Origin of the sequence: Enterococcus sp. BSD2780061688st2 D3 (assembly GCF_005844145.1) — a bacterium.
Lineage (GTDB): Bacteria > Bacillota > Bacilli > Lactobacillales > Enterococcaceae > Enterococcus_B > Enterococcus_B durans.
Genome location: NZ_SPHN01000002.1, coordinates 19,425 through 42,670 on the forward strand (window position 1 = coordinate 19,425; position 23,246 = coordinate 42,670).

The following is a 23,246-nucleotide window of genomic DNA, read 5'->3' on the forward strand; positions in this document are numbered from 1 at the left end:
TAACTCCGAGAAATAAGAAGAAATCAACGAAAAGTGTTTTTTACTTTTGTCCCACACTCCAAGATATATCTTTAAACATAAAAGAAAAAGTAGTAAAGAATTTTCTTTTTGCTTGAAGAAGTGCTTTAGCGAGAAGATACGCATGACGGGTTATACATAACACTGGAGCTCCCAAATTTTCAGTTTCTAACTGTTTGTGGCTGACGATAAATTTTTTAAAGATAACAGAAATAATTCTAATATGGGCTGTTTGCTCTTCTCTATCGGTAGTTATCGTTGTTTTTAATTGGCATAGTAGTTTTCTTTTATTATCTGTTTGCTTAGATGAAACAAAGTACGCTGAAAAAAAATATCTGCGAAATTTTATGTGGTGGTATAATAAAAAAGAAAATAAGCTAGTTTTATTACGATTCAATAAGGTACGGCAGACCATAGAAATCAAAGATGGTTTATATTTTTTCTTTATGGGGTTAGGAAGTTGCTTTGAAAAATTAAAAAATATTATATCCTTCTATAATCATATACTTTGTCACCAATAGCAATAATTAAGCAGGTGGCTATTTTTATGGTGGATCGGTGTTTTTTTATTTTGGCAGTATGAGAGAACAGGACATTTATAAATATATATCAGATGGCATGATGTATTTGGAAGGAGAGCATTAAAAATGGAAAGACAAGTATTTGGTAAAGAAATAAAAAGAAGACGTAAAGAAAAAAATTTTTCTCAATATGATCTTGCAGTAGGAATCTGCTCTCAGTCCATGCTTTCGTTTATTGAATCTGGTAAATATGTTCCAAATGCCCAAATAATAGTAAAACTATGTGAGCGACTTGATTTAAATATCGATCGATTAATCCTTCATGATCATTATGCAATAAGCCCTATCGAAAAATTTAGTGAAAAGTGCGAGGAACTATGTAACAATCATAACTATATCGCGCTCAATAAATTTTTGAACCAAGAGACAGTACTTCAATCAATTGATACAGTCCAACAAATGCAAGCTTACTACTATTACTTAGCTTGTAGCCAATTCCATATTGAAGGGGATAAACAAGAAAGCCTTAGAAGTTTCAAACTAGCCTTGGCAGAATCGCAAGATAACACGATAAGTCTGCTGTCTTTGATGGGAGAGGCTGTTGTGTATTCACAATTGGGCAAAAAAGAAAGTACAATAAACAACATACGGGCAGCAATGAGAAATATCGATACTGTAGAATACGAAAAAAATCTGAATATTTTGTTCTATCTTCAGGCCTATGCTTACTTAAATTTAAATATGTTGGTAAATTCCTATAATGCAATTGAGAAGGGAATTGCATTTATTACGACTCATGATTCTCATTTTATGCTCGGAAATTTATTTTTTCTAGCAGCTAAGATAGCAGAGAAAACAGGGGAAGAGAATAAGCAACGGGACAGTATTCAGCATAGCAAACTATTTGAACAACTGTTCAGCGAAAAAGTTTTTAAAGATATATCTTGATTATTAGGATACTAATTATTATTAATAGCCATGTTCATATATTCTATATCTATCAAATAGAGGAGGTAGTTTATATGAATAAACCACTATTTAAAAATATCGTAATGATTTTACAAAACAAAGAAAAGGCATTGGCATTCCTAGAAAATCCCAACAATATTTTAAAATGGGACTCAGATATTGCTTGGATTGCAGAACAGCAAAATGGATTGAAGATTAGTCGGTCACATCAGTCATTAAACGATAATGAAGTGATGACAGTTGAAAGGAATGGTGACCAAGTTATCTATTATAGTAAAGGAAATCATCTAAATTATCAGGTTGTATTTGAATTGATAGAAGAGAATGGTCATTTAGAAATAGCAGAAACATTGCTTTTTCCAGAAAAAGCAAATAGTAGTTTGCCGATAAAACTATTAAAACCAGTTGCAAAACATGCATTTGCCGCCAAATTAGACGATCTAGCTACGGCCCTTGAACAATTATAGAGATATACATCTGTTTGGATAATCTAGACTGGTTTTCTTTTTATGGTTAAAACTATTAGTGCAAAAATACCACCAAAAATGCTGATTTTTTGGTGGTTAAAAATTGATTGAGTTCTTTCCTATTTGGATTATTTTATAAGTAAAATCTCTTGAAACAAGTTACTGAACACAAAAGAATAGCATTTTATCTAACAGATTGAAAAACGTCATTTGTATTTCAGTTATTTTAAAAAGAAAGTGATTTTGTTTTTTATCCAGTGAAATGTTGAACTGAAAAGAAAAAAGCTAATTTTCTTGTATTTTTTTATTAATTTCTATTCAAAGAAAAAGATGGATAAATCTTTTTTTTATTTATGATACCGTTATTTTGTACACAAATAAAAATAATGGGGAGAAACTATGAAAAATAAAAAAAAGCTTCTTTTTTGCTGTTCAATGTTAGGGATCATTCTTTTTTCAAACAGGTTAAGTGTGGAAGTCAAAGGAAATGAAAGAGAGTTCGTATCAAGTACAACAAAATCAAATCAAAATATTGCCAAGTATTTGGAAATCAAGCAAAGTGAACATGTCGAAAATTATCGTGCAAGAATTTTAGATAATTGGTTTGGTCCAAGTACGAATCAATCAACGGGTATCTACAAACGAGCACACGAAGTCATTGAAATTTATGTGGATGAGCAGACGGATCAGCGAAAAATGCCTTCTTATACGATCTCAGGTATTGCTTTGAATGATTATAACGAAGGTGCAAACTCTGGTAAGACACTAAAAAAGGGCAAGAATATCATTGCTGGGAGTATGGAAGGAATCATTCATATTCAAAATGAAACCGAACAAACAGCACAAGGAAGTATTCATGTAGAAATCAGGGGTGGGATTACTGTTCCGCGATTTATTCTAGGCGAAACAACAAATCAGGAGTGGCAAGAATTAGTAAGTAATTATCCCGATGCACCAGGGTACGAGCTAGTGGGTGACACAGTATTGATTACTGGTTCAAATGAATCTATTCATCTAGTTAAAGATCCAACGAAAATTTTAGAAACACAGGAAAAAGTGGTGAGGCTTCATGACCAAACTGCAGGGTTGGACGGAAGTTCTTCGCTACATCGTAGGCCAACTGGTTTGGTTCAACATATGCGGGAAACAAAAGAAGCGGATGCATTTATGTATGCTTTTTATCAACACACCGCTTATCATACGGAAACAATGGACGCCTTATTAGAACCTGAAAAATTAAATCAATGGGGCATGTGGCATGAAATTGGTCATACCTATCAAATGGAACGTATGGATTGGCATGATATGGTCGAAGTGACGGTCAACATCTATTCTTTACGGGCACAAAAAGCGTTTGGGCAACGTAGTCGACTAGAAGAGGGCAATACTTACAGAGAAATGTTTAACTATCTGAATCAAACGAAAAAAGAGTTTGATCAGCAAGATGTTTGGATGCGATTAGGAATGTTTTGGCAATTAGAACTTGCTTTTGGAGAAGACTTCTATCCTAGTTTACATAAACGCTATAGAGAAGAACAAAAGTCTCTTTCGTCTGAACAAGCAAAACGCCAGTATTTTGTAGTTTCTGCTTCAAAGATCAGTGGAAAAAATCTAACTCCATTTTTTGAGCAATGGGGTATTGAAGTAACGAATGAGAGTAAAAAAGAATTAGCGGCATTACCAAAACTAACGAAGAAAATTTGGGAGTATCGCGATGAGATGACTGGAGAAATTGGCAATATCGAAGAAGATACCCAAGCTCCTACGATTCCAACGAATATAGTAGCAACAGTTACTTCTGATTCTGTTCAGTTGAGATGGAATCCTGCTTCAGATAATGTTGGTGTAATAGGGTATAACATTTATCGAAATGGTCAATGGATTGCAAAAACAGGACAAACCAATTTTTCAGATCTTCATTTAAATAGCAACACTACTTATACTTATCAAATCAGTGCGTATGATGCAAAAAACAATGAGTCAGACAAAAGCCAGAGTTTAACAGTAGTCACCAAAGAAGAAAATAGTTCTTCTGACACTTGGGCTAAGGAGTCAGTTTATGTGGCAGGAGATATCGTAACGTATAAAGGGATCACCTATCGAGCAAAATGGTGGAATAAAGGAGCGGTCCCTGGTGTTTCTGACGTATGGGAAGCAATAAATGATCCCGGATCTAATCAGCAATGGAGTAAAGAAAAAGCATATGTACAAGGCGATATTGTCATATATAACGGGGTAACTTATCGCGCAAAATGGTGGGTAAAAGGGGAAACACCAGATACTTCACAAGCCTGGGAACCTATTGGAGGAACAAATACTGTCGAAAAGAATTGGAATAAAGCGACTGTTTATGTAGCAGGTGATACGGTCACCTACAATGATGTCACTTATCAAGCAAAGTGGTGGAATAAAGGGGAAGATCCTGCTCATTCAGCAGCATGGAAGATAAAAGGATAGAGCGTTGCAAGTCCCATGAATTACTAAAAAGAAAAAATGATGAGAAATGCAAAGTCCTAAGTCAATAGATATCTATAAAGAAGGAAGGAGACAAGATTTTTTGTCCCTCCTTTTTTCGTTTATTGGAGCGAATATTGAATACCTCAAATGAAAAAGCAAGAACTTCTTGGTAATGGAAAAAAGTGAAACTTCGTATCAGTTATTTATTGCTATAGTAAAGTTATACCTTGATCAAAGGTATAACAGTATTCTCATCACAGATATACAAAGGAGGAAAAGCAATGAAGAAAAAAATCAAACAGGCAATGTCGTTATCTTCTGCAGCACTAACTGTTATGTCTGCTATTCCAATGTCGCTAGTAGCGTCAGTAGCAGATGCCTACGCGAATGAAACAACGGAAACAAATATTCAAACAAACTCACAAGAAAAAACTCAACCAACCTATCGAAATGTCATGTACTATGGTGACTGGTCGATTTATGGTGGACAAGGGAATTATTTTCCAAAAGATATGCCAGCTGATCAGTATACCCACATCAATTTTGCTTTTGTTGACATGGACAGCAATGGTGATTTGCTTTTACCGGATCAAGATGCTGCATTTGCTTCAGGTGTTGGCTCTGGCCATGAATGGGGAAGCCAACTTGGTGGAATCATTCCAGCGTTAGCAGCTCTCCGTGAAAAAAATCCGAATATCAAAACGGGTATTAGTTTAGGCGGGTGGTCGAAATCTGGCGACTTTTCAAAAGTAGCAGCAGACCCAATTAAACGAGCAAAATATGTAAAAAATGTGATGCAATTTCTAAAATATACAGATATGGATTTTATCGATGTGGATTGGGAATACCCGAATAGTGTTCGTCAACCAGATTTAGTCGATAATAAAAACGATGAGGGAACACCTAACGCAGGACCCCAAGACCGTGAAAATTATCTAACACTGATGCAGGATCTCCGTAACGCTCTGGACAAACAAGGAGCTGAGATTGGTAAGACCTATGAATTGTCAACAGCCATTCATGGAGCGAAAGAAAAACTAGAAGAACACATGGATGTTAAACGCTTATTCGATATCATTGATTTCGGAAACGTGATGACCTATGATCTACATGGTGCTTGGGACGAAAAAGCAGGACACCAAACAGCATTGTATACAAATCCAAATGATCCAACAAGCTATTCTATTGATGCTGTCGTTGATTATTTACTTGGTAAAAATATTGATCCCAAAAAAATCGTCATTGGTGCAGCATTTTATACTAGAGGGTGGGATACTGTCGAAAAAGGCGGAGATGCTTCACGACCAGGACTTTTTCAACCTGCTAGTGCGACAAATAAAGATGCGGACGGAACAGCTTCAAAAGGAGCAAACAATGAAGCGCCAGCGGCTATTGGTGATGGTGGGAGAATGAGTGGTGTGTGGTCTTATCGCAGTATCGACAAGCTAAAAGCACAGATGCCTGACTTAAAAGAGTATTGGGATGAAGAGGCACAAGCACCATTCATGTATAGTGAATCTACAAAAGATTTTTATACATTCGATAACGTCCGCTCAGTAACTGCGAAAGCAGAATACGTTAAAAAACATCAATTAGGCGGAATGATCTCATGGATGGCATCACAAGATAAAGCGACAAATAATAGTGCAGTCCGTGATGAATTAACTAAAGCCATTAAAGAAGGTCTATTTGGAAAAGAAGCATTACCAGTACAAAAACAGGACTATGATTTACGGTTAGACGTGGATATGGCTATTCGATTAGGATCAACAGATTCTGGGAAAAAAGGCTTTGAACTCACACTTAAAAACAATGAAGTTTTAGAAAATTATGCTGGAAACGCGTTACAACCAGCGGATAAATTTTATAGTACAGTAAAACGTCCTAAGCTGATTTTCACTCTGAAAGATGGTGCAACTTTAGCACGTGGAGATTACAAGGCAGGTGCTGTAACTGTTGACGGAGACAAGTCGATCGTCGACTTATCTGCTGTTTACGATGGCCGTTTTTTGACTCCCGGAAATACATACACATTCAAACTGGTGCGTAATGACAGTCAAGAGGTCTCGCCAGACCAGATCGAGTCGGTTGTCTTAGAGCAATATTATGATGATAAAACACAACTATCCTCTCAAACAATCATCGGGGAAGCAGAAAGTAATCAAGCGCCAGTGATTTCTGGTGTGGGAAATCAAACCATCACAGTAGGCGAAAGCTTTGATCCGTTAGCAGGAGTGACTGCGACAGATAAAGAAGATGGCGATCTGACAAGTCAGATCAAGGTAACAGGTAAGGTGGACACAGCTAAAGAAGGGAATTATCCACTTACCTATTCAGTGACCGATTCTGATGGAAAAGAGACGATTGCGAAACGTGTGATCACGGTTGAAAAGAAAGAAATCAGTAATGAAAAACCACAATTCTTCGGAGTAAACAATCAAACCATCACAGTAGGCGAAAGCTTTGATCCATTAGCAGGAGTGACTGCGACGGATAAAGAAGATGGTGATTTGACAAGTCAGATCAAGGTAACAGGTAAGGTGGACACAGCTAAAGAAGGGAATTATCCACTTACCTATTCAGTGACCGATTCTGATGGAAAAGAGACGATTGCGAAACGTGTGATCACGGTTGAAAAGAAAGAAATCAGTAATGAAAAACCACAATTCTTCGGAGTGAACAATCAAACGATCACAGTAGGCGAAAACTTTGACCCACTAGCAGGAGTAACTGCGACAGATAAAGAAGATGGCGATCTGACAAAACAGATCAAGGTAACTGGTAGTGTTGATACAACGAAAGCAGGAGTATACACCTTAGCTTATTCTGTGACAGATAGTGACAGCAATACGACTCGTCAAGAAAGAACGATAACCGTCAAACAAAAGGCTACAGTTGATTTTGGTGTTGGACAAGGAATCCAATGGCCAGCACAAGTTATGGCACCATTCGTCGACATGACAGCTTATGTTTCTGATAGGGAATTCAGCAATAACGGTGCACCTAATTTAGCTGAAATTGCAAAGCAATCGGAAACTAAATTCTTCAATCTTGGCTTTATGCAAGCAACCGGTGTAGTGAATGGTCGACTAAATTGGTCGTGGGGTGGATTCAACGGCCTTAACGAACTAACCAATGACCAGTGGCAATATGAAGGAATCAAAAAAGCAATTCGTGAACTACGTGAAGAGGGTGGAGATGTAGCTCTTTCATTTGGTGGACTAAATTCTGGCGCTTTCTGGGAGTTGACACAAGATGTCACGATCCTGACGAATGCGTATCAGGAATTGATAGAAGGTTACGGATTGACTCGAATTGATCTAGATGTAGAAGCAGGAGCAATGGATTATCAGCACAACAAAGCAAATGCAAAAGCGATAAAGAAAGTCCAAGAACTTACTGGTGTGAAGGTGACACTTACATTACCGGTAATGCCAACAGGTTTGATCCAAACGGGGCTTGATGTATTGAAAGCATACCTTGAAGAAGGTGTTGATCTAGAAAATATAAATATCATGACGATGTGTTATGGTGCTAGTGTACCAGATTATGCAAAAGGATCAATTGATGCTGTGGATAATACAATGAAGCAAGTGAAAGATTACTTCAAAAAATATGCAGGGATTGATTTAACCACAGAACAAGCCTATGCAAAATTAGGAACAACACCATCTGTTGGTTTTGAAAATACCGGACATCCATACTTTACGACAGAAATGATGAAACAAGTTGTCGATCACGCGGTTGAGAAGAACATCGGAATGGTTTCATTCTGGTCGATCAATCGAGATGCAAAAATCGATAACGGTGTTGGCCAAGTCAAGAATCGATTCGAATTTACGAAAGTTGCGCAAACATTTGGTGAAAGTGATATTGAGCCAGATACAGAAGCACCAACAACGCCAAAAAATCTAACTGCAAGTAAAGTAACGCATCACTCAGTAGCACTGAATTGGGAGGCAGCAACAGACAATGTAGCTGTGAAAGAATACTTGATTTTCCGTGATGGAAACAAAATCGGTACGACAAAAACAACTAGCTTCACGGACACGACTGTAGAAGCAGAAAAAGAATACGCGTATCGTGTGCAAGCAATTGATGCTGCAGGAAATACTTCTGCGTTAAGCAATGAATTAACGGTACAAACAGAAAAAATGCCTGTTGATAATCAAAAACCTACAGCGGCAAGTAATCTATCGATTCTAAACATTACAGAAAAAAGCGCAACTGTTTCTTGGAAAGCTTCAACGGATAATGTAGCTGTTTCTCACTACATCGTAAATGTTACTGGAAAAGGTTTGACGACTGAAAAAACAGTAACTAGCCTAAATTATTCGATTACTGGTTTACAAGCTGGAGAAGAATACAAAGTTACTGTAAGAGCGGTAGACACTTCAGGTAACGAATCAGATGCAGTAAGTAAGTCGTTTGTAACGAAAGAAGAAAGCACAGAAACGATTCCACAATGGGACCCTAATAAGATTTACTTAGGTGGAGAAAAAGTGATGTTTGAAGGCAAAGAATATGTAGCCAATCATTGGACGTTAAATGATCGACCAAGTGAATCAGGACAATGGGGACCATGGTCATTGGTTACCCCAGAAGCATCTGAAAAAAATGGAGAGTGGAATACTTCCGCTATCTATCTTGCTGGACAGATCGTCACACTTAACGGTCAAACATACCGTGCAAAATGGTGGAATCAAAACGTCAACCCAGAAACGGTCCAACAATGGGGGGTATGGGAAAAAATTTAGCTGAGTACTAAATAAAAGCTGTCAAAACAGAAACAACCTCAAAAATTCATACTTTTTCGAGGTTGGGACAGAAGTGTTTAACTCCGAGAAATAAGAAGAAATTCACGAAAATTGTTTTTCAAATTTTTGTGAATTTCGGCTTATTTTAAGAAGGAGTTGCTTCTGCTCCCACCGTTTATTCGTTTTTAAAGCATGGGATAAAAGTGTTTCCTACTTTTGTCCCATGCTCGTTTTTTGTGTCCAAATAAGCCATCTATTGGATTTTTTTACGGGTTTCAATTCGTATCTTATGATTTATGGGTTTACCTTTTTACTTTATGTCAATGTTAATTAGTTTGATAAGGTTGCAGGAAAAGATGGGATGTGAATAATCACTTTTACATCATGGCGTAAATAGAAAAGGACAAAGTTGAACATAATTCCTCTAGCTTGTGTCATGAATTAGTGAAAAAAGTGAGCTAAATCGTTCATTTTTATGATTTATTTTTAGTAAATTTGCATTGTTTTCGTTATTCGGTCAAAGTATTGAACGGTTCAGCTAGCGATGCTATACTTGCCACAGTAAAAAAAGAAAGCGATAACAAAGCGAATAGAGAGGTGATGAAAATGAATATTGAACAATTGATTACAGAAGAATTGATTATTTTCGATGAGACGATTCGTTCAAAAAGTTCATTGTTTGATTGCTTAGGTAGAAGGTTGGAAGCAAGTGGCAGAGTCAAGAACTCTAAAAAGATCATCAAGGATTTTCTAAAAAGAGAAAATGAGACCTCAACGGGGATAGAGGATGGATTTGGTATCCCTCATGCAAAAAGTAAGTATGTGCTGGAGCCGACACTCTGCTTTATCCATAGCGGAAGGATCACCGACTATGTTGGAATGGATGAACAGCCGATTGAATGTGTGTTTGCAATCGCCGTACCTAAAAAGTCAGCAGATGAGCATTTAGAAATTTTGAGTTCCTTGTCACGAAAATTGATCGATCCAGTATTTAGACAACAATTAAAAGAGGCGGTTACTGCGGCAGAAATCCTCACGTGTTTAACTGAGTAAAGCGACTATCCAAAAGACGAACTATTGTTATCAGGTATCAGAAGTATGCTAGTAAAAAAGCAGATGGGGGAGAAAAACGATGAAAATAATTGGTGTGACAGCTTGTCCTACTGGAATTGCCCACACGTATATGTCAGCGGAAAAACTAGAGATTACTGCTAAGAAAATGAATCTTGAAGCAAAGTTTGAAACACAAGGAATCAAAACTGAAAATACATTGACGGAAAGTGACATTGCAGAGGCACAAGCAATTATTTTAGCGATTGATAAAGAGATCGATATGGAACGGTTTACAGGTAAAAAAGTAAAACGAGTATCCACGAGTCGGGCGATCAAAGAACCGGAACTGGTGATCAAAGAGGCATTAGAAGGAATTGGAGTAAGTGAAGTTTCAGGAGCAACGAAACAAAAAGCAACAAAAAATCAAAAGCCAACTCTCTATAATCATTTTATGAGTGGCGTGAATTATATGCTGCCATTTGTAATTGCTGGAGGCATTATCATTGCGTTGAGCTTTGCTTTCGGTATTACAGCTTCAGATCCGCAATCAGAAAATTATAATGCATTAGCAGGTGCGCTGTCACGTATTGGTGGCGATACAGCGTTTGCCATGATGGTGCCGGCTTTAGGAGCAGGTATCGCCACTTCGATTGCTGGAAAAGCTGGATTTGCTCCAGGAATTGTTGCTGGCCTACTTGCTTCAACTGGAGGTTCTGGATTTCTTGGCGGAATGATCGGTGGATTATTAGCGGGGTATCTGACTGATTTTCTAGCAAATAAAGTAACGATCAAAAAAGAACTTCTTTCGATCTATCAATTGATCGTAGTACCGCTTGTATCGATTCTTATTGTTGGCCTAGCCATGGTTTTCATTGTCGAACAGCCGATTTCTTGGTTATTGGATACATTGACGAACTGGTTGAATAGTTTAGGAAATACATCAGGGTTGATGTTTGGTCTGATTATTGGGGTCATGATGGCGGCTGACATGGGTGGACCTATCAATAAGTCGATCTCTACATTTTCCATCGGTTTGATGTCGGCAGGTGTGAATGCACCGATTGCAGCTTGTATGGCTGCAGGGATGACGCCGCCTTTAGGTATCGCGTTAGCGACGATTTTGTTCAAGAAAAAATTTACGAAGGAAGAACAAACTTCTGGACAATCATGCTGGATACTAGGAGCTTCCTATATTACAGAAGGAGCGATTCCTTTTGCGGTATCTGACCCCATTCGCGTTATTCCTAGTTTGATCATCGGGTCTGCTACTGCTGCAGGGATTTCGATGGCAGCTGGAGTAACTTCGATGGCCCCTCATGGCGGTATTTGGGTCATGCTGATCCCTAATGTATTGAATGATTTACCAATGTATCTAGTCGCGATTGCCTCTGGAACAGTGGTTACAGCACTTTCATTAGGATTGCTAAAAAAATCGGTGGAAGAAAAGACAGTTACAGAAAAAGTAAAAGAAGAAAAACTAACAAATGAGGTGGAAGCATAATGTTATATACAATGAAAGAGTTACTAAAAGTTGCAAAGGAAAATCAATTTGCCGTTCCGGCTTTCAATATCTGTAGTTATGATATGTTGAAAGCAATCATAGAAGAATCTGAAAGACTAAATGCTCCAGTTATTTTAGAGATCCATCCTGATGAAATTGCTTATCTCAATGATGAATTCGTTGCTTCCGTTAGAGCGTATGCCCATAATAGTAAGGTTCCTGTAGTGATTCATTTGGATCATGGTGGTACAGTGAAAGATGTTTTGCGGGCGATACGAAATGGTTATACTTCGGTGATGATCGATGCATCTTTACAATCTTTTGAAGACAATTTAGCGATTACCAAAGAAGTCGTTGCATTAGCTCATGCAGTGGGCGTGTCAGTAGAAGCAGAAATTGGAACGATTGGTAATAACGGCTCTGCAGAAGGTGGTGCGGCGAACATCATCTATACAGATCCTGAACAAGCAAAACATTTTGTCGAAGAAACGAATATCGATTCATTAGCCATTGCTATCGGCACAGCGCATGGATTATATCCTAAAGACAAAACGCCAAAATTGAACATCGAATTATTGAAAGAGTTGAATCAGCAAATCGATAAACCATTTGTCTTGCATGGTGGTTCAGGTAATCCAGATGCGGAAGTCAGTGAATCAGTCAAATATGGAGTGGCAAAAGTTAATCTCAGTTCAGATCTCAAGAGTGTGTTCTTTGATGCACTACGAGAAATATTGAGCGACAATCCAGAAATGTATGAACCAAATGCTGTCTATCCTTACGCAAATAAAAAGGTTCAAGAGGTAGTGAAGCATAAAATGGGTGTACTGAATACGATTGGTAAAGCAGAACTATATTAAAAAGTCATGATCCAAAAGAGGTTGGGACAGAAGTGTTTAACTCCGAGAAATAAGAAGAAATTAACAAAAATTGCTTTTCAAATTTTTATGAATTTCGGCTTATTTCCGAAGGAGTTGCTTCTGCTCCCACCGTTTATTCGTTTTTAAAGAATGAGACAAAAGTGTTTCTTACTTTTGTCCCACACTCTTTTTGGTGTTAAAGTAGATGCAAAGAATAGGAGGAGACGAAAATGCTAAGTGAAGTAGAAGATCGTCAACAAAAAATCGTGAATCATTTAAAAAGCAATCAGTTTGTAAGAATCACTGATCTGATCGATTTAGTTAATTACAGTGAGGCGACAATCAAGCGTGATCTTGTATCCTTAGAAAAAAGTGGCTTGATTCGCCGAGTTCGTGGTGGTGCAATGTTAGTAGATAATCAAAAAATCGATGTGCCATATTTGATGAAAATCAATCAATTAGATGAAGAAACAGAAAAAAGAAAGATCGCAGACATTGCCTCATCCTTGATCAAAGATGATATGGTCTTGTTTTTAGATTCTAGTACGACTAGTTTGCACCTGATTCGAAATCTAGGGAGATATGAAGGATTGCAGATCATTACAAACGGCGTGATCACAGCAGCGATGCTAAGCGAATTTACATCAGCGAAAGTATCAATCGTAGGTGGAACGATCGTTCAAAAACGAGCGACGATCAATGGCTCAAAAGCTTACAACGACGTACTGACATATTCTGCAGATTTAGCTATTATTAGTTGCCGTGGCTTCGATTTTACTCAAGGAGTGACCGAAACACATGAAGGAGAAGCCCTATTAAAAAAAGCGTTCCGAAAGCAGGCAAACCATTTGATGGTATTGGCAACACAAGAGAAAGTAGGGCAACGATTCATGCATCAAGCGATTGCGTGCCATGAGATTGATTATTTAGTGACAAGTAAAGAACTAACGAATGATCAATTTGCGAAAATGGAAGAGCATCATATTCGTTGTTTTTATTGATGCCTAGAACTCCGTATCATAATCTATGATTTGTGCTGATAAATCTATAATATGTTCATGTACACGCCTTTTGGTAAGCGCTATCATTTTAGTTGTAACAATTATTGTATAGGAAGGAGGATCGAGCGGGGATATTTTTATTTAAAATAAAGGTTGCATCATATCATAGGAGGACTGAATGAAAAAGCTAGCGAAGACTTTTAAAGTAGGAACACTAGTTGGATTTGGAATCATAGGATTATTTTTTGGAACTATGCCTGTCATTGCTGAAGAACAACCTGAAACACAAGGTGCAGTGGCCACTTCAATGGAGAATCAGCCAGAATCATCTTACTGGTTCCCAGATGAATTGTTAGAGTGGTCATTTGCCAAAGATGCAGATGCTAAATATAACGTCAGTACGGAACCGTTAGCAAAAAGAGTAGAAAAATCTCAATTGATTAAAGCAAACAAAACGCAAAATGAACAGATGAAAGTGGTTGCTTTATCTATCATGAATAGTAGTACAAGCGGTAATGCGCCACGAGGTTCGAACACATTTGATGCGAATGTTTTTTCAAATTGGCAATATATTGATCAGTTAGTTTACTGGGGCGGTTCGGCTGGTGAAGGAATAATCGTTCCACCAAGTCCAGATGTGACAGATGCAGCGCACAAAAATGGTGTGCCCGTACTTGGAACGATCTTCTTCCCTCAAGGAGCACATGGCGGAAAAATCGAATGGCTCGATACATTTTTAAAAAAGGATGCGACAGGCCATTTTCCAATTGTTGATAAAATGATCGAAGTTGCTCAAAAGTATGGGTTTGATGGATGGTTCATCAACCAAGAAACGGAGATAGGCTTAACGAAAACCCATGCAGATCTGATGAAAGAACTGATCGTTGAATTTAAAGAAAAAACGAGTAATGAATTGGATGTCATGTGGTATGACTCGATGACAAATGAGGGGAAGATGGATTGGCAGAATGCACTAACAGAGAAAAATCAAGATTATCTAGTAGATGCCGATTTGAATCCTGTAGCAGACAGCATGTTTCTTAATTTCTGGTGGAATACCGACCGACTAGCCAGTCAAGATTTATTACGTAAATCAAAAGAAAAAGCTGAAACATTAGGGATTGATCCATATGATTTGTTTGCCGGCATCGATGTTCAAGAAAGAGGATATGATACACCGGTAAGATGGAATCTTTTTGCTGACAATCAAGGAACACCCTATACCTCGCTAGGCTTATATGTTCCAAGCTGGACCTATTCTTCTGCTAGTGATCCAAATGAATACCAACAAAAAGAAGAAAATTTCTGGGTAAATAACCAACATGATCCGACTAAGAGTGTCTTACCAAAAGGGACTGAGTGGCCAGGAATCTCTACTTTTGCAGTCGAGCAAACAGCAATCACACAATGGCCTTTTGTAACGAATTTCAATGTTGGAAATGGCTATAGCTATTATTTGAATGGGACCCCAATTTCAACAACAGAATGGAATAACCGCAGTCTGCAAGATATCATGCCAACGTATCGCTGGATCATTGAGCAGGGAGGTGGTAGTGAGCTGTCAGGAAGTATTGATTATACGGCCGCTTACAATGGTGGAAGTTCAATTGCATTAGTTGGAAAGATAGCTGCAAAAGAATCAAATAAGATCAAGTTGTATCAAACAAAGGCTAAAATCGAAAAAAATATGACATTTACGACTATTGCAAAAGCAACGGACCGTACAAACTTGGATCTTGTACTTGAGTTTGAGGATGGGACAAGTGAAACATTTAAAGGAAATAAAAAAGTGACAAATGATTGGACAACGGTTGCTTATCACTTGAATAAAGCAACCGATAAAGTAGTGACTTCTATCTCTTATGAGCTATCCTCTTTCGCTGACAATGACGAATATGCATTGAATTTTGGACAAATCGTTGCGGCACCACAAGGGAAAGTATCCTCATCGAACATTGAAAATCCAGTAATCGAAGATATCAAATTTGATGAAGAACGGATACATGCAGGCATCCGCTTGATGTGGGAAAGTACGCATCCAGAACAAAATGCACGCTATGAAATCTACCGTGTGCTGGAAAATGGCGAGCGTTCATTTATCGGAGCAACATCTGCACAAACGCATTTTATTGATGGTCTTGAACGTCAAGGCGAATCAATAACGGGAATCGAAATCGTACCTGTCGACCTTTATGGCAAACAAGGACAGCCATCACAGATCGTCACATTTGAATGGCCACAGATGCAACCACCTAAGGCTTCTTTTTCTGTATCTAAAACGATAGTAGCACCAGGTGAAGAGATCGAGTTTACAAATACTTCTTCGGCAAATACTCAAAGTGTCCAATGGTCATTTGAAGGGGCATCGATCGAATCAAGTCAAGACCAAAATCCTGTGGTAACTTATTCTAAAGAAGGAGTTTATGATGTTCAGTTGACTGCAATCAATGAGGCAGGTGAAACCACTAATAGAATGAAAGGGATCGTAACTGTTACCAATGAAGCACAAAATGGTTTGGCCTTACTCTCTAAAGATGCTAAAGCAGAAGCTTCTTCTTATGTAAATGAAGCGGAAGCACCAAAGTTCGCTGTAGATGGAGATCTAGGAACAAAATGGTGTGCAACAGGTAGTGCGCCTCATGTGCTGACAGTTGATCTAGGATCATTAAAAACAGTAAGTGAAATACGGATGGCACATGCCGCAGCTGGTGGAGAAAGTCCAAGTATGAACACGAGAGCGTATACCCTTGAGCTGAGTGAAGACGGAACAAATTTCCATGAAGTTTCTCGTACGGCAAGCAACAGCGCTAGCAATACAATCAATACATTTGCAGCAGCTTCTGCGCGATTCATTCGATTAACAGTTAATCAACCAACGCAAGGAGCCGACTCGGCAGTTCGCCTCTATGAGTTTGAAGCATATGGTTTAACGAAATAAAGAAAAGGTAACAATCTGTATAGAGTCAAAAGAATCGCATGATTTTTGTATAATAGTTATCAGGAAGTTATACAAAGTTATAAAAGAATGACACTTGAAAAAGAGTATCTCTTTCAATGCTATGAAATAGTAGACTGTTTTTTCTGCTTGATTATGTTACACCCTATTAGTCTATGGTTTATCAAGGGCTTGTTGCGTAAGCAATGCTGAATAGCACCATTTACAAAATATATAGGCTGATAAGTAGCGTTTCAAAAGCAGAAAAGAAAAGACAATGCTTATAACAGCATGATATAGTATAGGTAAGGACAAATCGAAATTTGTAGGGAGATATTTATATGAGTGAATTTACGATTAATGAAATGAAAGAGATGCAAAAAATACTACAAGAAAAATACAAAGACAAATGGGAAGGTATTTCTGCTGAAGTAGGGCAAAATAAATTGCTTTGGATGGTTGGAGAAATTGGCGAAGTAATTGATATTGTAAAAAAACATAGCGGATTAGAAGCTAGTCAAGATGAGGATTTGAGAAAAGATTTGATTGAAGAATTAGCAGATATATTGATGTATTACAATGATATTTTATTATGTTATGATATCTCATCTGATGAATTAAAGTCTGCATATGTTAATAAGTTTGAAAAGAATATGAAGCGTTGGTAAATTTGAAATTGAAAGGAGATTGGGAATGTAAGGATAGGAATATATGACTGTAAATTTAAGTGTAGATCCATCATTTGATGTTCATGTCAAGTTAGATAGATATATTGTTAAACTGAACGAATATGGTAAACAAGGGTGGAACTTGATTTCTGGCATGGATGATTGGAAGTATTTAATTTTCGAGCGGTAAATTGAGGATAAGAAGAATGATAACCTCCAGTTTATAAGAAAAATAGCCAGATGATCGCAAAAATATGAAAGATATTTTTGTGGGACATCTGGCTTATTTGTGAAATCGTTGCGTGATGCAACGATCATTTTTTATCAAATACTGAATTTAATTCATTTCAAGTTTTACTTGATGATTCTTTTTATGATTATATCCTAAATAAAGAACAGTACAAATCAATGGGATAATACCTGAAACAACATATAATCCTCTAAATGAAGTGAGTGATTTCAATACACCCATCAAATAAGGGCCAACACCAAGACCTAGATCTAATCCGATAAAGTAGGTTGAAAGAGCAATACTGATTCGGTGTTCCTTCACGATCTTCAAGCAAACTGCCTGACCGTTTGACATGAATGTTCCATAGCCTAGACCAACTAGTGCACCAGAAAGTAGTAAAGTAACGCTATTCGTTGTTACACTTAATAAGAACAAGCCAGCTGTTAAAAATAGGTAGCTAGGATACATAACGTATTGTTCGCCTTTTGCATCAAAGATTCGTCCAGTTAAAGGACGAGTAAAGGTAATGACTAAAGCATATACTACGAAGAAAAATGAACCAGCGGAAACCAAATGAATGACTTTAGTATAAGAAGACAAGAAAGATAAAACACTTGAATAAGAAAGACCCATCAAGAATGCGATACCCGTAATGAATAAAGCTTTCTTTTCGATAAAGCCGTTGATGTTCCAAGAACGTAGTGAAGTTCTTTGTTCATCAGATAATACGATATTTTTCACTGGGAAAAACATACATGCAATCGTTACAAGGAAAACAAGTACAATAGAGAACCAAATGATAAAGTGGAAATCTGTTAGGTTAAGTAAGATCATTCCTAAAAATGGTCCAATCGCAGCGGCTAAACTTGTACTTAAACCGTAATAGTTGATTCCTTCACCTTTTTTAGCTTCAGGAATATAGGCAGTTACGATCGCATTTGTTGCAGTTGAAACTGTTCCATAACCAAAACCATTTAAAAAACGAACAAGATACAAGACACCGATTGAAGGTGTGTAAAGATAAGCTAAAGTTGAAAGGAAATAAAAGATCGCACCACCACGTAATGTGAACTTACGACCGAAAAGTTCCAATTGTTTTCCCATAAATAAGCGGGCCAACAGTGTACCAATGATATAGATCCCAGATGCAAAACCTGCCTGGCTCATGGTAGCATGTAGATCATCTTGCGCAATGACTGCGATGATGACCATAAGTAAATAGTAGATCAAATAGACAATGAAGTTGATAAGTGTGATTCCGATAAAATATTTATTGAATAATTTCTTTTCCATGTGCTCTGTAAGGTCCCCTTAATCTGAATATGCTTTTAATTTTTCAATTTGTACTTCGACGTCATGATAGTTTGATGGATAACGATCTACCAATTGACGAATAAATAAATCACGAGTTGTCATAAATAAATCAAGAAATTCTTCTAACTCGTTTGATGGTTGTTCATCCACGGCTTTGACCAACTCAATAGAGTTTTGATACGCATCATTTAAGAAGACTAATGATGCTTTCATATCAAACCTTGTCTGATAAGCTGTCTCAAGTCGATTAATGATTGTTTTCATCCAATAGTTCATTTTTTTCCCTCTATTCTTAAAAAGTTTTACATTCGCAGTATACCGAAACAAAAAAAAGAAAAAAATCGCGTTCGTAGTATAAAATAGTACTTAACAAATGTTAATATCATTAGTAAAATACTTTTGAACTTTAAAAAGTACAGAAATCTTGTATTATCTTTTTTATATGAAAGTTTGGATGGGGGAGCATCATTGGACAGTAGAGTGCTGAAGGAATATTTGGAAAGAAATAATTTTCCAATTGTACGAAAAAGATATCATAAGTATCTGACGTTTGAAGGTGTGGAAGATTGCTACACTTATATATTGAAAGAAGGAACGGTGAAGGCGAGTGTCATTTCAAATGACGGAAGAGAATTCAATCTGAGATACATAAAAGATCTTGAAATCGTCTCACTGATCAAAGATGAATATTCTCAGTTTATTGATTCTCCTTATAATATTCGAGTAGAATCAGAATATGCAGAATTTTATCGAATCAATCGTGTAAAGTTTTGGGAGCAGATCAACGATGATCCTAAGATGCAACATTACGTCAAAGAGTATTATCGTTATCGCTTACTCTATTCAATGAAAAAAATGCAACAAATGTTATTGAATGGAAAGTTAGGGGCGGTTTGTACACAATTATATGAATTGTATGACCTATTTGGCGTTCGAACTGAGGAGGGCTTGGTGATTGATTTTATCATTACAAATGAGGAAATCGCAAAGTTTTGCGGAATCTCAACAGCAAGCAGCGTTAGCCGTATTTTAAAGCAGCTGAAAAAAAGCGGGATTATCAAAGTAAAAGACCACCGAATCATCATTACAAACATGGACTTATTAGAAGACAATATTATTTTTTAGAAAGAACAGAATAAGTTTTTGATGGACGTCTTACGCTTCGTGAAGTAAGAGAAAGCAACTCCTCTGAAAAATAAGCCGGGATTCACAAAAATTTGAAAAGTGATTTTTGTAGCTCTTTGTCAATAAGGACTGATGAGTTTTGTAAAATCAAATCTGGGATAGAAGTACTTAACCTTCTGTCTCAGATTTTTTTGTTATTTCACTTGAATCAATTGAAAGTAAGGTTTCTATTGGTTCAAGAATTCATAAAATGTTAACCAAATTTAATAGAAAAGGATAATTATGTATATACGTTCTTTCTCGTATGTGTTATACTATGTATATACAGGAAGAGGTGTCTAATATGGAAATGTTACCTATAAAAAAATGGGGAAATAGTAATGGTCTTAGATTGCCAAAGTATATTATGGAATATCTTGGAATTCATACAGAAGACAAAGTGAAGATAACACAAGAAGAAGTAAACGGTCAAAAGCGGCTAATCATCGAAGCGGCTAATTTAGAAAATGAATTAACAATTGAACAGTTATTTGAAAATTACACTGACGAAAGAAACCATGTGACGATTCAAAATTTAGGTGAAGCAGTAGGTAATGAAAAATGGTGAGAAACCCTAGACAAGGCGATATTCTATTATTGAATACAGCACCTCGATCTGGACATGAACAAACAGGAAAAAGACCTTATATTGTTTTAAGTCATGATATTATTGCAGATTATAGTAACGTTGTTACAGTTGCTCCAATTTCTAGTACAACTAGAAACTATCCGTTATATGTAAATATTAATTCACAATATGAAATGAAGACGACAGGAAAAGTATTATTAGATCAACTAACGACAATTGATTATGAAGCCAGAGAGTGTATTTTTTTGGAAAAAGCACATGATAGTTTGGTTGAGGAGTTATTGATGAAAGTTAGAACAGTATTTCAAAAAGTAAGTAAATAAAATAGAAACAACAGCGTAATCACCTATCCGTTGCTGATTATGCTGTCTTTTTTGGGCTCTTTGTCAATAAGGGTTGAAGACTTGTATAAAATGAAATCTGGGACAGAATGAACAAAATTCTGACTCAGATTTTTTGTATGATTCGTAATCAATTAAGAAAAGATTAGGTAGTAGATCAGCTTACAGCATTTGAAGAGTTTGATCTATTCACAGGAAAAAAAACGGCAAAAGCGCTTAGAGATTCTTTGAGAAACAGTGAGTAAATATAGCACCAAAGAGGACCGATTCAGTCAACCTTTCAGGATTAGACCGGTAAAAGAGGTATTCAGTCGTAGAAAAAACCACCCGTGCGAATGGGTGGTGATGATTCTACGATAGAATAGTTTCGTTGAAAAGATGATCACTGTTAGAAGCTTCGACCGCCTCCGCCAAAGGTGCCGCCACCACTTGAATGGGTGGTGCTTCCGCCTCCGCCACTGCCAGGTGGGGGACTTTTTGGGATACGGCGGGTAGTGACGAATGAGTTCGTTAAGCGATCCGTTTTGTCCGTTAATTTTATTGTTGATTTTTCACGGAACGGGTATTTATACGTACCAGATTTCAACTGATACCTTGAAACTGTCACAAAGTAGAAGACTAAGCTTAAAACCAAAGCAAGGACAATCGAAATTACTATTTCAACAGGTGTTAGGACTTTATAGCGAGTGATTTTACCTGTTTCTTCATCCACGCGATAATGACCGCCTGGTACGCCATCTGCGACATATTCACTTGCCTTTGTCAGATAAGCTTGCGCCGCTTCGTAATATGCGTCGTTTGACATTTGATCGTAGACGTCGTCAAGAATCGCATCAATTCGATTATCATCTAGATAGTCGATCATATTCCCTGAAGTAGAGATATAGATTTCACGTTGACCCATATCTAGTAATAAGACGGAGCCGTTATTGTCGTTGCCAACTGCATTTCTTAGATAATCATCAGCAAAATCACGTGGCTCTTCGGAATTCGAAGTTGTCGTCACAATTAAGACTTGCCCCTTGATTTTTTCATTTAGAGGCTGAACCTGTTTTTCCAAGGATTGGATCTGTTCTTGAGTGAACAGGCCAGCTTCATCGTTGATCGGCGGTGTGGCAGCTTGAACAGAAGAGGTCCAGAACAAGCCGATAGCCGTCAAGAAAAATAGGAGGATTTTTTTGCTCATATTAGGTACCCTCCAATCATAAAGAGGATTGCTAAGACGGCAAAGATTCCAAAGGCTGTCAGACCAAGTTTTTTGTGACTGATGGGTAAAACACCACTGACTTTACCTGTTTGTCCATTCATCGCATAGTAGTAGACTTTTTTATTGCTATCGCTGCTACGGTAGGTAACTAGCCATACGGGGAGAAGAACATACTCATTTTTCTCGCTTGTGATATCCGCAGAGGCATGGACGTTCGTTAGTGTCGTATAGCCACTTGCAGTATCTCGTAGCAGTTTTTCTGAATAGTCTTGAAGCTCAGATTGGACTTGCGATTTGATTGCTTGATAGTCAATATCACGTTTTTCAGCTTGGAAGCCAGCCAAATACTGACTTTTAAAGTCGATGGCTTTCTCTAAAGGAAATGGTTGAACAGTTTCTACCATTTTTTGTTGGGTATTTTTTGATAAGGCATTTTTTACCAACTCTTTAAAAGAGAGAGAACCTTCTCTGTGTACAGCAAACTGTTTGGTTTCCGTATATTCGATATCACCGACACGCCAGATACGGATAACAGTTCCATTTGCTTGCAGAGAACCATCTACGGTAGCATCAGTTGCCCAATAAGGAAAGTAGACTCCTGTTAATTTATCTATTTGGTCTTTGTTAAAAAACGCTTTGGGAACAAACCATTTTTTCTTTGTCCACGCTAAGAATTTAGTGATGGCTTCTTCTTTTTCTACAGCAAAGGGTAGAACTTTATTCGGTAAAAATTTACCACTCAGTCGTCCGGACAAAACGACCGGATTATGACAATAATAGCAATAAGTTGCTGCAGTTGTTGCATCTGTCACGATTTCTGCACCACAGCTTGGACAAAGAAACAATTCCATTGTTGCCTCATTATCCTCATTTTCCATCGTTCCATTTGGTGTTGCATCATCTGCAGAATCAGATAGTCCACCAGCTTCTGCGAATGCTTTTTTCTCTGCATCGTCCATCTGATCTAGTTGTTCTTCGGCAGTAAAGGTAAATTGATCGGCTCCGTTTTCCTCAGCAGAAGTTTGCTGCGTTTGGGCACCGCGAGCTTCTTTTTGTTCTTGTTCGTATTGACTAACTTCTTCTTCCGTATAGATATTTAGACAGTAATCACAATGGAATTTTTGATCATTGGGGTCAAATGTTAAGGGACCACCACAGTTGGGACATTTATGCGTAAGAACATCCATCCGCG

The 23,246-nt window shown here is 37.4% G+C and carries 18 protein-coding genes; 13 read left to right on the forward strand and 5 right to left on the reverse strand.

From position 1 onward, the window contains the following. Nucleotides 1-40: 40 nt before the first annotated feature. Entirely contained in the window at nt 41-442 is a 402-nt protein-coding gene (locus tag FGQ66_RS15070) for a hypothetical protein (RefSeq protein ID WP_171024550.1), read from the reverse strand. Nucleotides 443-665: 223 nt separating this feature from the next. On the opposite strand from FGQ66_RS15070, the gene FGQ66_RS02315 reads away from it, so the two are divergent. From FGQ66_RS02315 to FGQ66_RS02370, 10 genes are all read left to right on the forward strand, one after another. Beyond that, nucleotides 666-1,487: a helix-turn-helix domain-containing protein gene (locus tag FGQ66_RS02315; protein ID WP_138301576.1), complete on the forward strand. Its 822-nt coding sequence runs from the start codon at nt 666-668 to the stop codon at nt 1,485-1,487. Between the two features lie 74 nt (nt 1,488-1,561). After that, nucleotides 1,562-1,975, forward strand: a complete 414-nt coding sequence (locus tag FGQ66_RS02320; RefSeq protein WP_138301577.1) for a hypothetical protein — start codon at nt 1,562-1,564, stop codon at nt 1,973-1,975. Between the two features lie 399 nt (nt 1,976-2,374). Then, nucleotides 2,375-4,432, forward strand: a complete 2,058-nt coding sequence (locus tag FGQ66_RS02325; protein ID WP_113846137.1) for a M60 family metallopeptidase — start codon at nt 2,375-2,377, stop codon at nt 4,430-4,432. A gap of 281 nt (nt 4,433-4,713) precedes the next feature. Continuing rightward, nucleotides 4,714-9,189: a glycosyl hydrolase family 18 protein gene (locus FGQ66_RS15075; RefSeq protein ID WP_171024551.1), complete on the forward strand. Its 4,476-nt coding sequence runs from the start codon at nt 4,714-4,716 to the stop codon at nt 9,187-9,189. A 606-nt stretch (nt 9,190-9,795) separates the two neighbouring features. After that, the gene (locus FGQ66_RS02345) at nt 9,796-10,242 is read left to right on the forward strand and encodes a PTS sugar transporter subunit IIA (RefSeq protein WP_005878238.1); all 447 of its coding nucleotides are present in this window, start codon (nt 9,796-9,798) and stop codon (nt 10,240-10,242) included. A gap of 79 nt (nt 10,243-10,321) precedes the next feature. Continuing rightward, complete coding sequence (locus tag FGQ66_RS02350; RefSeq protein WP_138301579.1) at nt 10,322-11,743, forward strand: PTS fructose transporter subunit IIC; 1,422 nt, start codon at nt 10,322-10,324, stop codon at nt 11,741-11,743. Beyond that, nucleotides 11,743-12,603 carry a ketose-bisphosphate aldolase gene (locus FGQ66_RS02355; protein WP_138301580.1) on the forward strand — a complete coding sequence of 287 codons (861 nt, stop codon included), beginning with the start codon at nt 11,743-11,745 and terminating at the stop codon, nt 12,601-12,603. The genes FGQ66_RS02350 and FGQ66_RS02355 overlap by 1 nt, the downstream gene beginning before the upstream one ends. Before the next feature lie 230 nt (nt 12,604-12,833). Then, entirely contained in the window at nt 12,834-13,604 is a 771-nt protein-coding gene (locus FGQ66_RS02360; protein ID WP_115234600.1) for a DeoR/GlpR family DNA-binding transcription regulator, read from the forward strand. A 178-nt stretch (nt 13,605-13,782) separates the two neighbouring features. Continuing rightward, nucleotides 13,783-16,542, forward strand: a complete 2,760-nt coding sequence (locus FGQ66_RS02365; protein ID WP_138301582.1) for an endo-beta-N-acetylglucosaminidase — start codon at nt 13,783-13,785, stop codon at nt 16,540-16,542. Nucleotides 16,543-16,880: 338 nt separating this feature from the next. Beyond that, complete coding sequence (locus FGQ66_RS02370; protein ID WP_138301583.1) at nt 16,881-17,207, forward strand: MazG nucleotide pyrophosphohydrolase domain-containing protein; 327 nt, start codon at nt 16,881-16,883, stop codon at nt 17,205-17,207. A gap of 337 nt (nt 17,208-17,544) precedes the next feature. Here FGQ66_RS02370 and FGQ66_RS02375 read toward each other — a convergent pair whose 3' ends face one another. Next, entirely contained in the window at nt 17,545-18,732 is a 1,188-nt protein-coding gene (locus tag FGQ66_RS02375) for an MFS transporter (protein ID WP_081134847.1), read from the reverse strand. Nucleotides 18,733-18,750: 18 nt separating this feature from the next. Continuing rightward, a complete protein-coding gene (locus FGQ66_RS02380) occupies nt 18,751-19,029 on the reverse strand; it encodes a hypothetical protein (protein ID WP_005878249.1) in 279 nt (92 codons plus the stop codon). Nucleotides 19,030-19,221: 192 nt separating this feature from the next. Here FGQ66_RS02380 and FGQ66_RS02385 point away from each other — a divergent pair, with 192 nt between their 5' ends. The 3 genes from FGQ66_RS02385 to FGQ66_RS02395 all read left to right on the forward strand — a co-directional run bounded on the left by FGQ66_RS02385 (nt 19,222) and on the right by FGQ66_RS02395 (nt 20,829). Next, nucleotides 19,222-19,878: a Crp/Fnr family transcriptional regulator gene (locus FGQ66_RS02385; protein ID WP_005878251.1), complete on the forward strand. Its 657-nt coding sequence runs from the start codon at nt 19,222-19,224 to the stop codon at nt 19,876-19,878. A 343-nt stretch (nt 19,879-20,221) separates the two neighbouring features. Continuing rightward, nucleotides 20,222-20,485: an AbrB/MazE/SpoVT family DNA-binding domain-containing protein gene (locus FGQ66_RS02390; protein WP_081134844.1), complete on the forward strand. Its 264-nt coding sequence runs from the start codon at nt 20,222-20,224 to the stop codon at nt 20,483-20,485. Further along, on the forward strand, nt 20,479-20,829 hold the full coding sequence (locus FGQ66_RS02395; protein ID WP_081134843.1) for a type II toxin-antitoxin system PemK/MazF family toxin: 351 nt from the start codon (nt 20,479-20,481) through the stop codon (nt 20,827-20,829). The genes FGQ66_RS02390 and FGQ66_RS02395 overlap by 7 nt, the downstream gene beginning before the upstream one ends. Before the next feature lie 406 nt (nt 20,830-21,235). Here FGQ66_RS02395 and FGQ66_RS02400 read toward each other — a convergent pair whose 3' ends face one another. Further along, the gene (locus tag FGQ66_RS02400; RefSeq protein WP_005878263.1) at nt 21,236-22,033 is read right to left on the reverse strand and encodes a TPM domain-containing protein; all 798 of its coding nucleotides are present in this window, start codon (nt 22,031-22,033) and stop codon (nt 21,236-21,238) included. Then, nucleotides 22,030-23,241 (reverse strand): TFIIB-type zinc ribbon-containing protein, encoded by a 1,212-nt coding sequence (locus tag FGQ66_RS02405; RefSeq protein WP_005878265.1) that lies wholly within the window; start codon nt 23,239-23,241, stop codon nt 22,030-22,032. Before FGQ66_RS02405 ends, FGQ66_RS02400 begins: the two co-directional genes overlap by 4 nt. Nucleotides 23,242-23,246 lie beyond the last annotated feature (5 nt).

What these genes read in the sequence shown, in the direction of transcription:
- FGQ66_RS02315 (WP_138301576.1), top strand. Translation starts at nt 666, where the DNA reads ATGGAAAGACAAGTATTTGGTAAAGAAATAAAAAGAAGACGTAAAGAA.
- FGQ66_RS02320 (WP_138301577.1), top strand. Translation starts at nt 1,562, where the DNA reads ATGAATAAACCACTATTTAAAAATATCGTAATGATTTTACAAAACAAA.
- FGQ66_RS02325 (WP_113846137.1), top strand. Translation starts at nt 2,375, where the DNA reads ATGAAAAATAAAAAAAAGCTTCTTTTTTGCTGTTCAATGTTAGGGATC.
- FGQ66_RS15075 (WP_171024551.1), top strand. Translation starts at nt 4,714, where the DNA reads ATGAAGAAAAAAATCAAACAGGCAATGTCGTTATCTTCTGCAGCACTA.
- FGQ66_RS02345 (WP_005878238.1), top strand. Translation starts at nt 9,796, where the DNA reads ATGAATATTGAACAATTGATTACAGAAGAATTGATTATTTTCGATGAG.
- FGQ66_RS02350 (WP_138301579.1), top strand. Translation starts at nt 10,322, where the DNA reads ATGAAAATAATTGGTGTGACAGCTTGTCCTACTGGAATTGCCCACACG.
- FGQ66_RS02355 (WP_138301580.1), top strand. Translation starts at nt 11,743, where the DNA reads ATGTTATATACAATGAAAGAGTTACTAAAAGTTGCAAAGGAAAATCAA.
- FGQ66_RS02360 (WP_115234600.1), top strand. Translation starts at nt 12,834, where the DNA reads ATGCTAAGTGAAGTAGAAGATCGTCAACAAAAAATCGTGAATCATTTA.
- FGQ66_RS02365 (WP_138301582.1), top strand. Translation starts at nt 13,783, where the DNA reads ATGAAAAAGCTAGCGAAGACTTTTAAAGTAGGAACACTAGTTGGATTT.
- FGQ66_RS02370 (WP_138301583.1), top strand. Translation starts at nt 16,881, where the DNA reads ATGAGTGAATTTACGATTAATGAAATGAAAGAGATGCAAAAAATACTA.
- FGQ66_RS02375 (WP_081134847.1), bottom strand. Translation starts at nt 18,732, where the DNA reads ATGGAAAAGAAATTATTCAATAAATATTTTATCGGAATCACACTTATC.
- FGQ66_RS02380 (WP_005878249.1), bottom strand. Translation starts at nt 19,029, where the DNA reads ATGAACTATTGGATGAAAACAATCATTAATCGACTTGAGACAGCTTAT.
- FGQ66_RS02390 (WP_081134844.1), top strand. Translation starts at nt 20,222, where the DNA reads ATGGAAATGTTACCTATAAAAAAATGGGGAAATAGTAATGGTCTTAGA.
- FGQ66_RS02395 (WP_081134843.1), top strand. Translation starts at nt 20,479, where the DNA reads ATGGTGAGAAACCCTAGACAAGGCGATATTCTATTATTGAATACAGCA.
- FGQ66_RS02400 (WP_005878263.1), bottom strand. Translation starts at nt 22,033, where the DNA reads ATGAGCAAAAAAATCCTCCTATTTTTCTTGACGGCTATCGGCTTGTTC.
- FGQ66_RS02405 (WP_005878265.1), bottom strand. Translation starts at nt 23,241, where the DNA reads ATGGATGTTCTTACGCATAAATGTCCCAACTGTGGTGGTCCCTTAACA.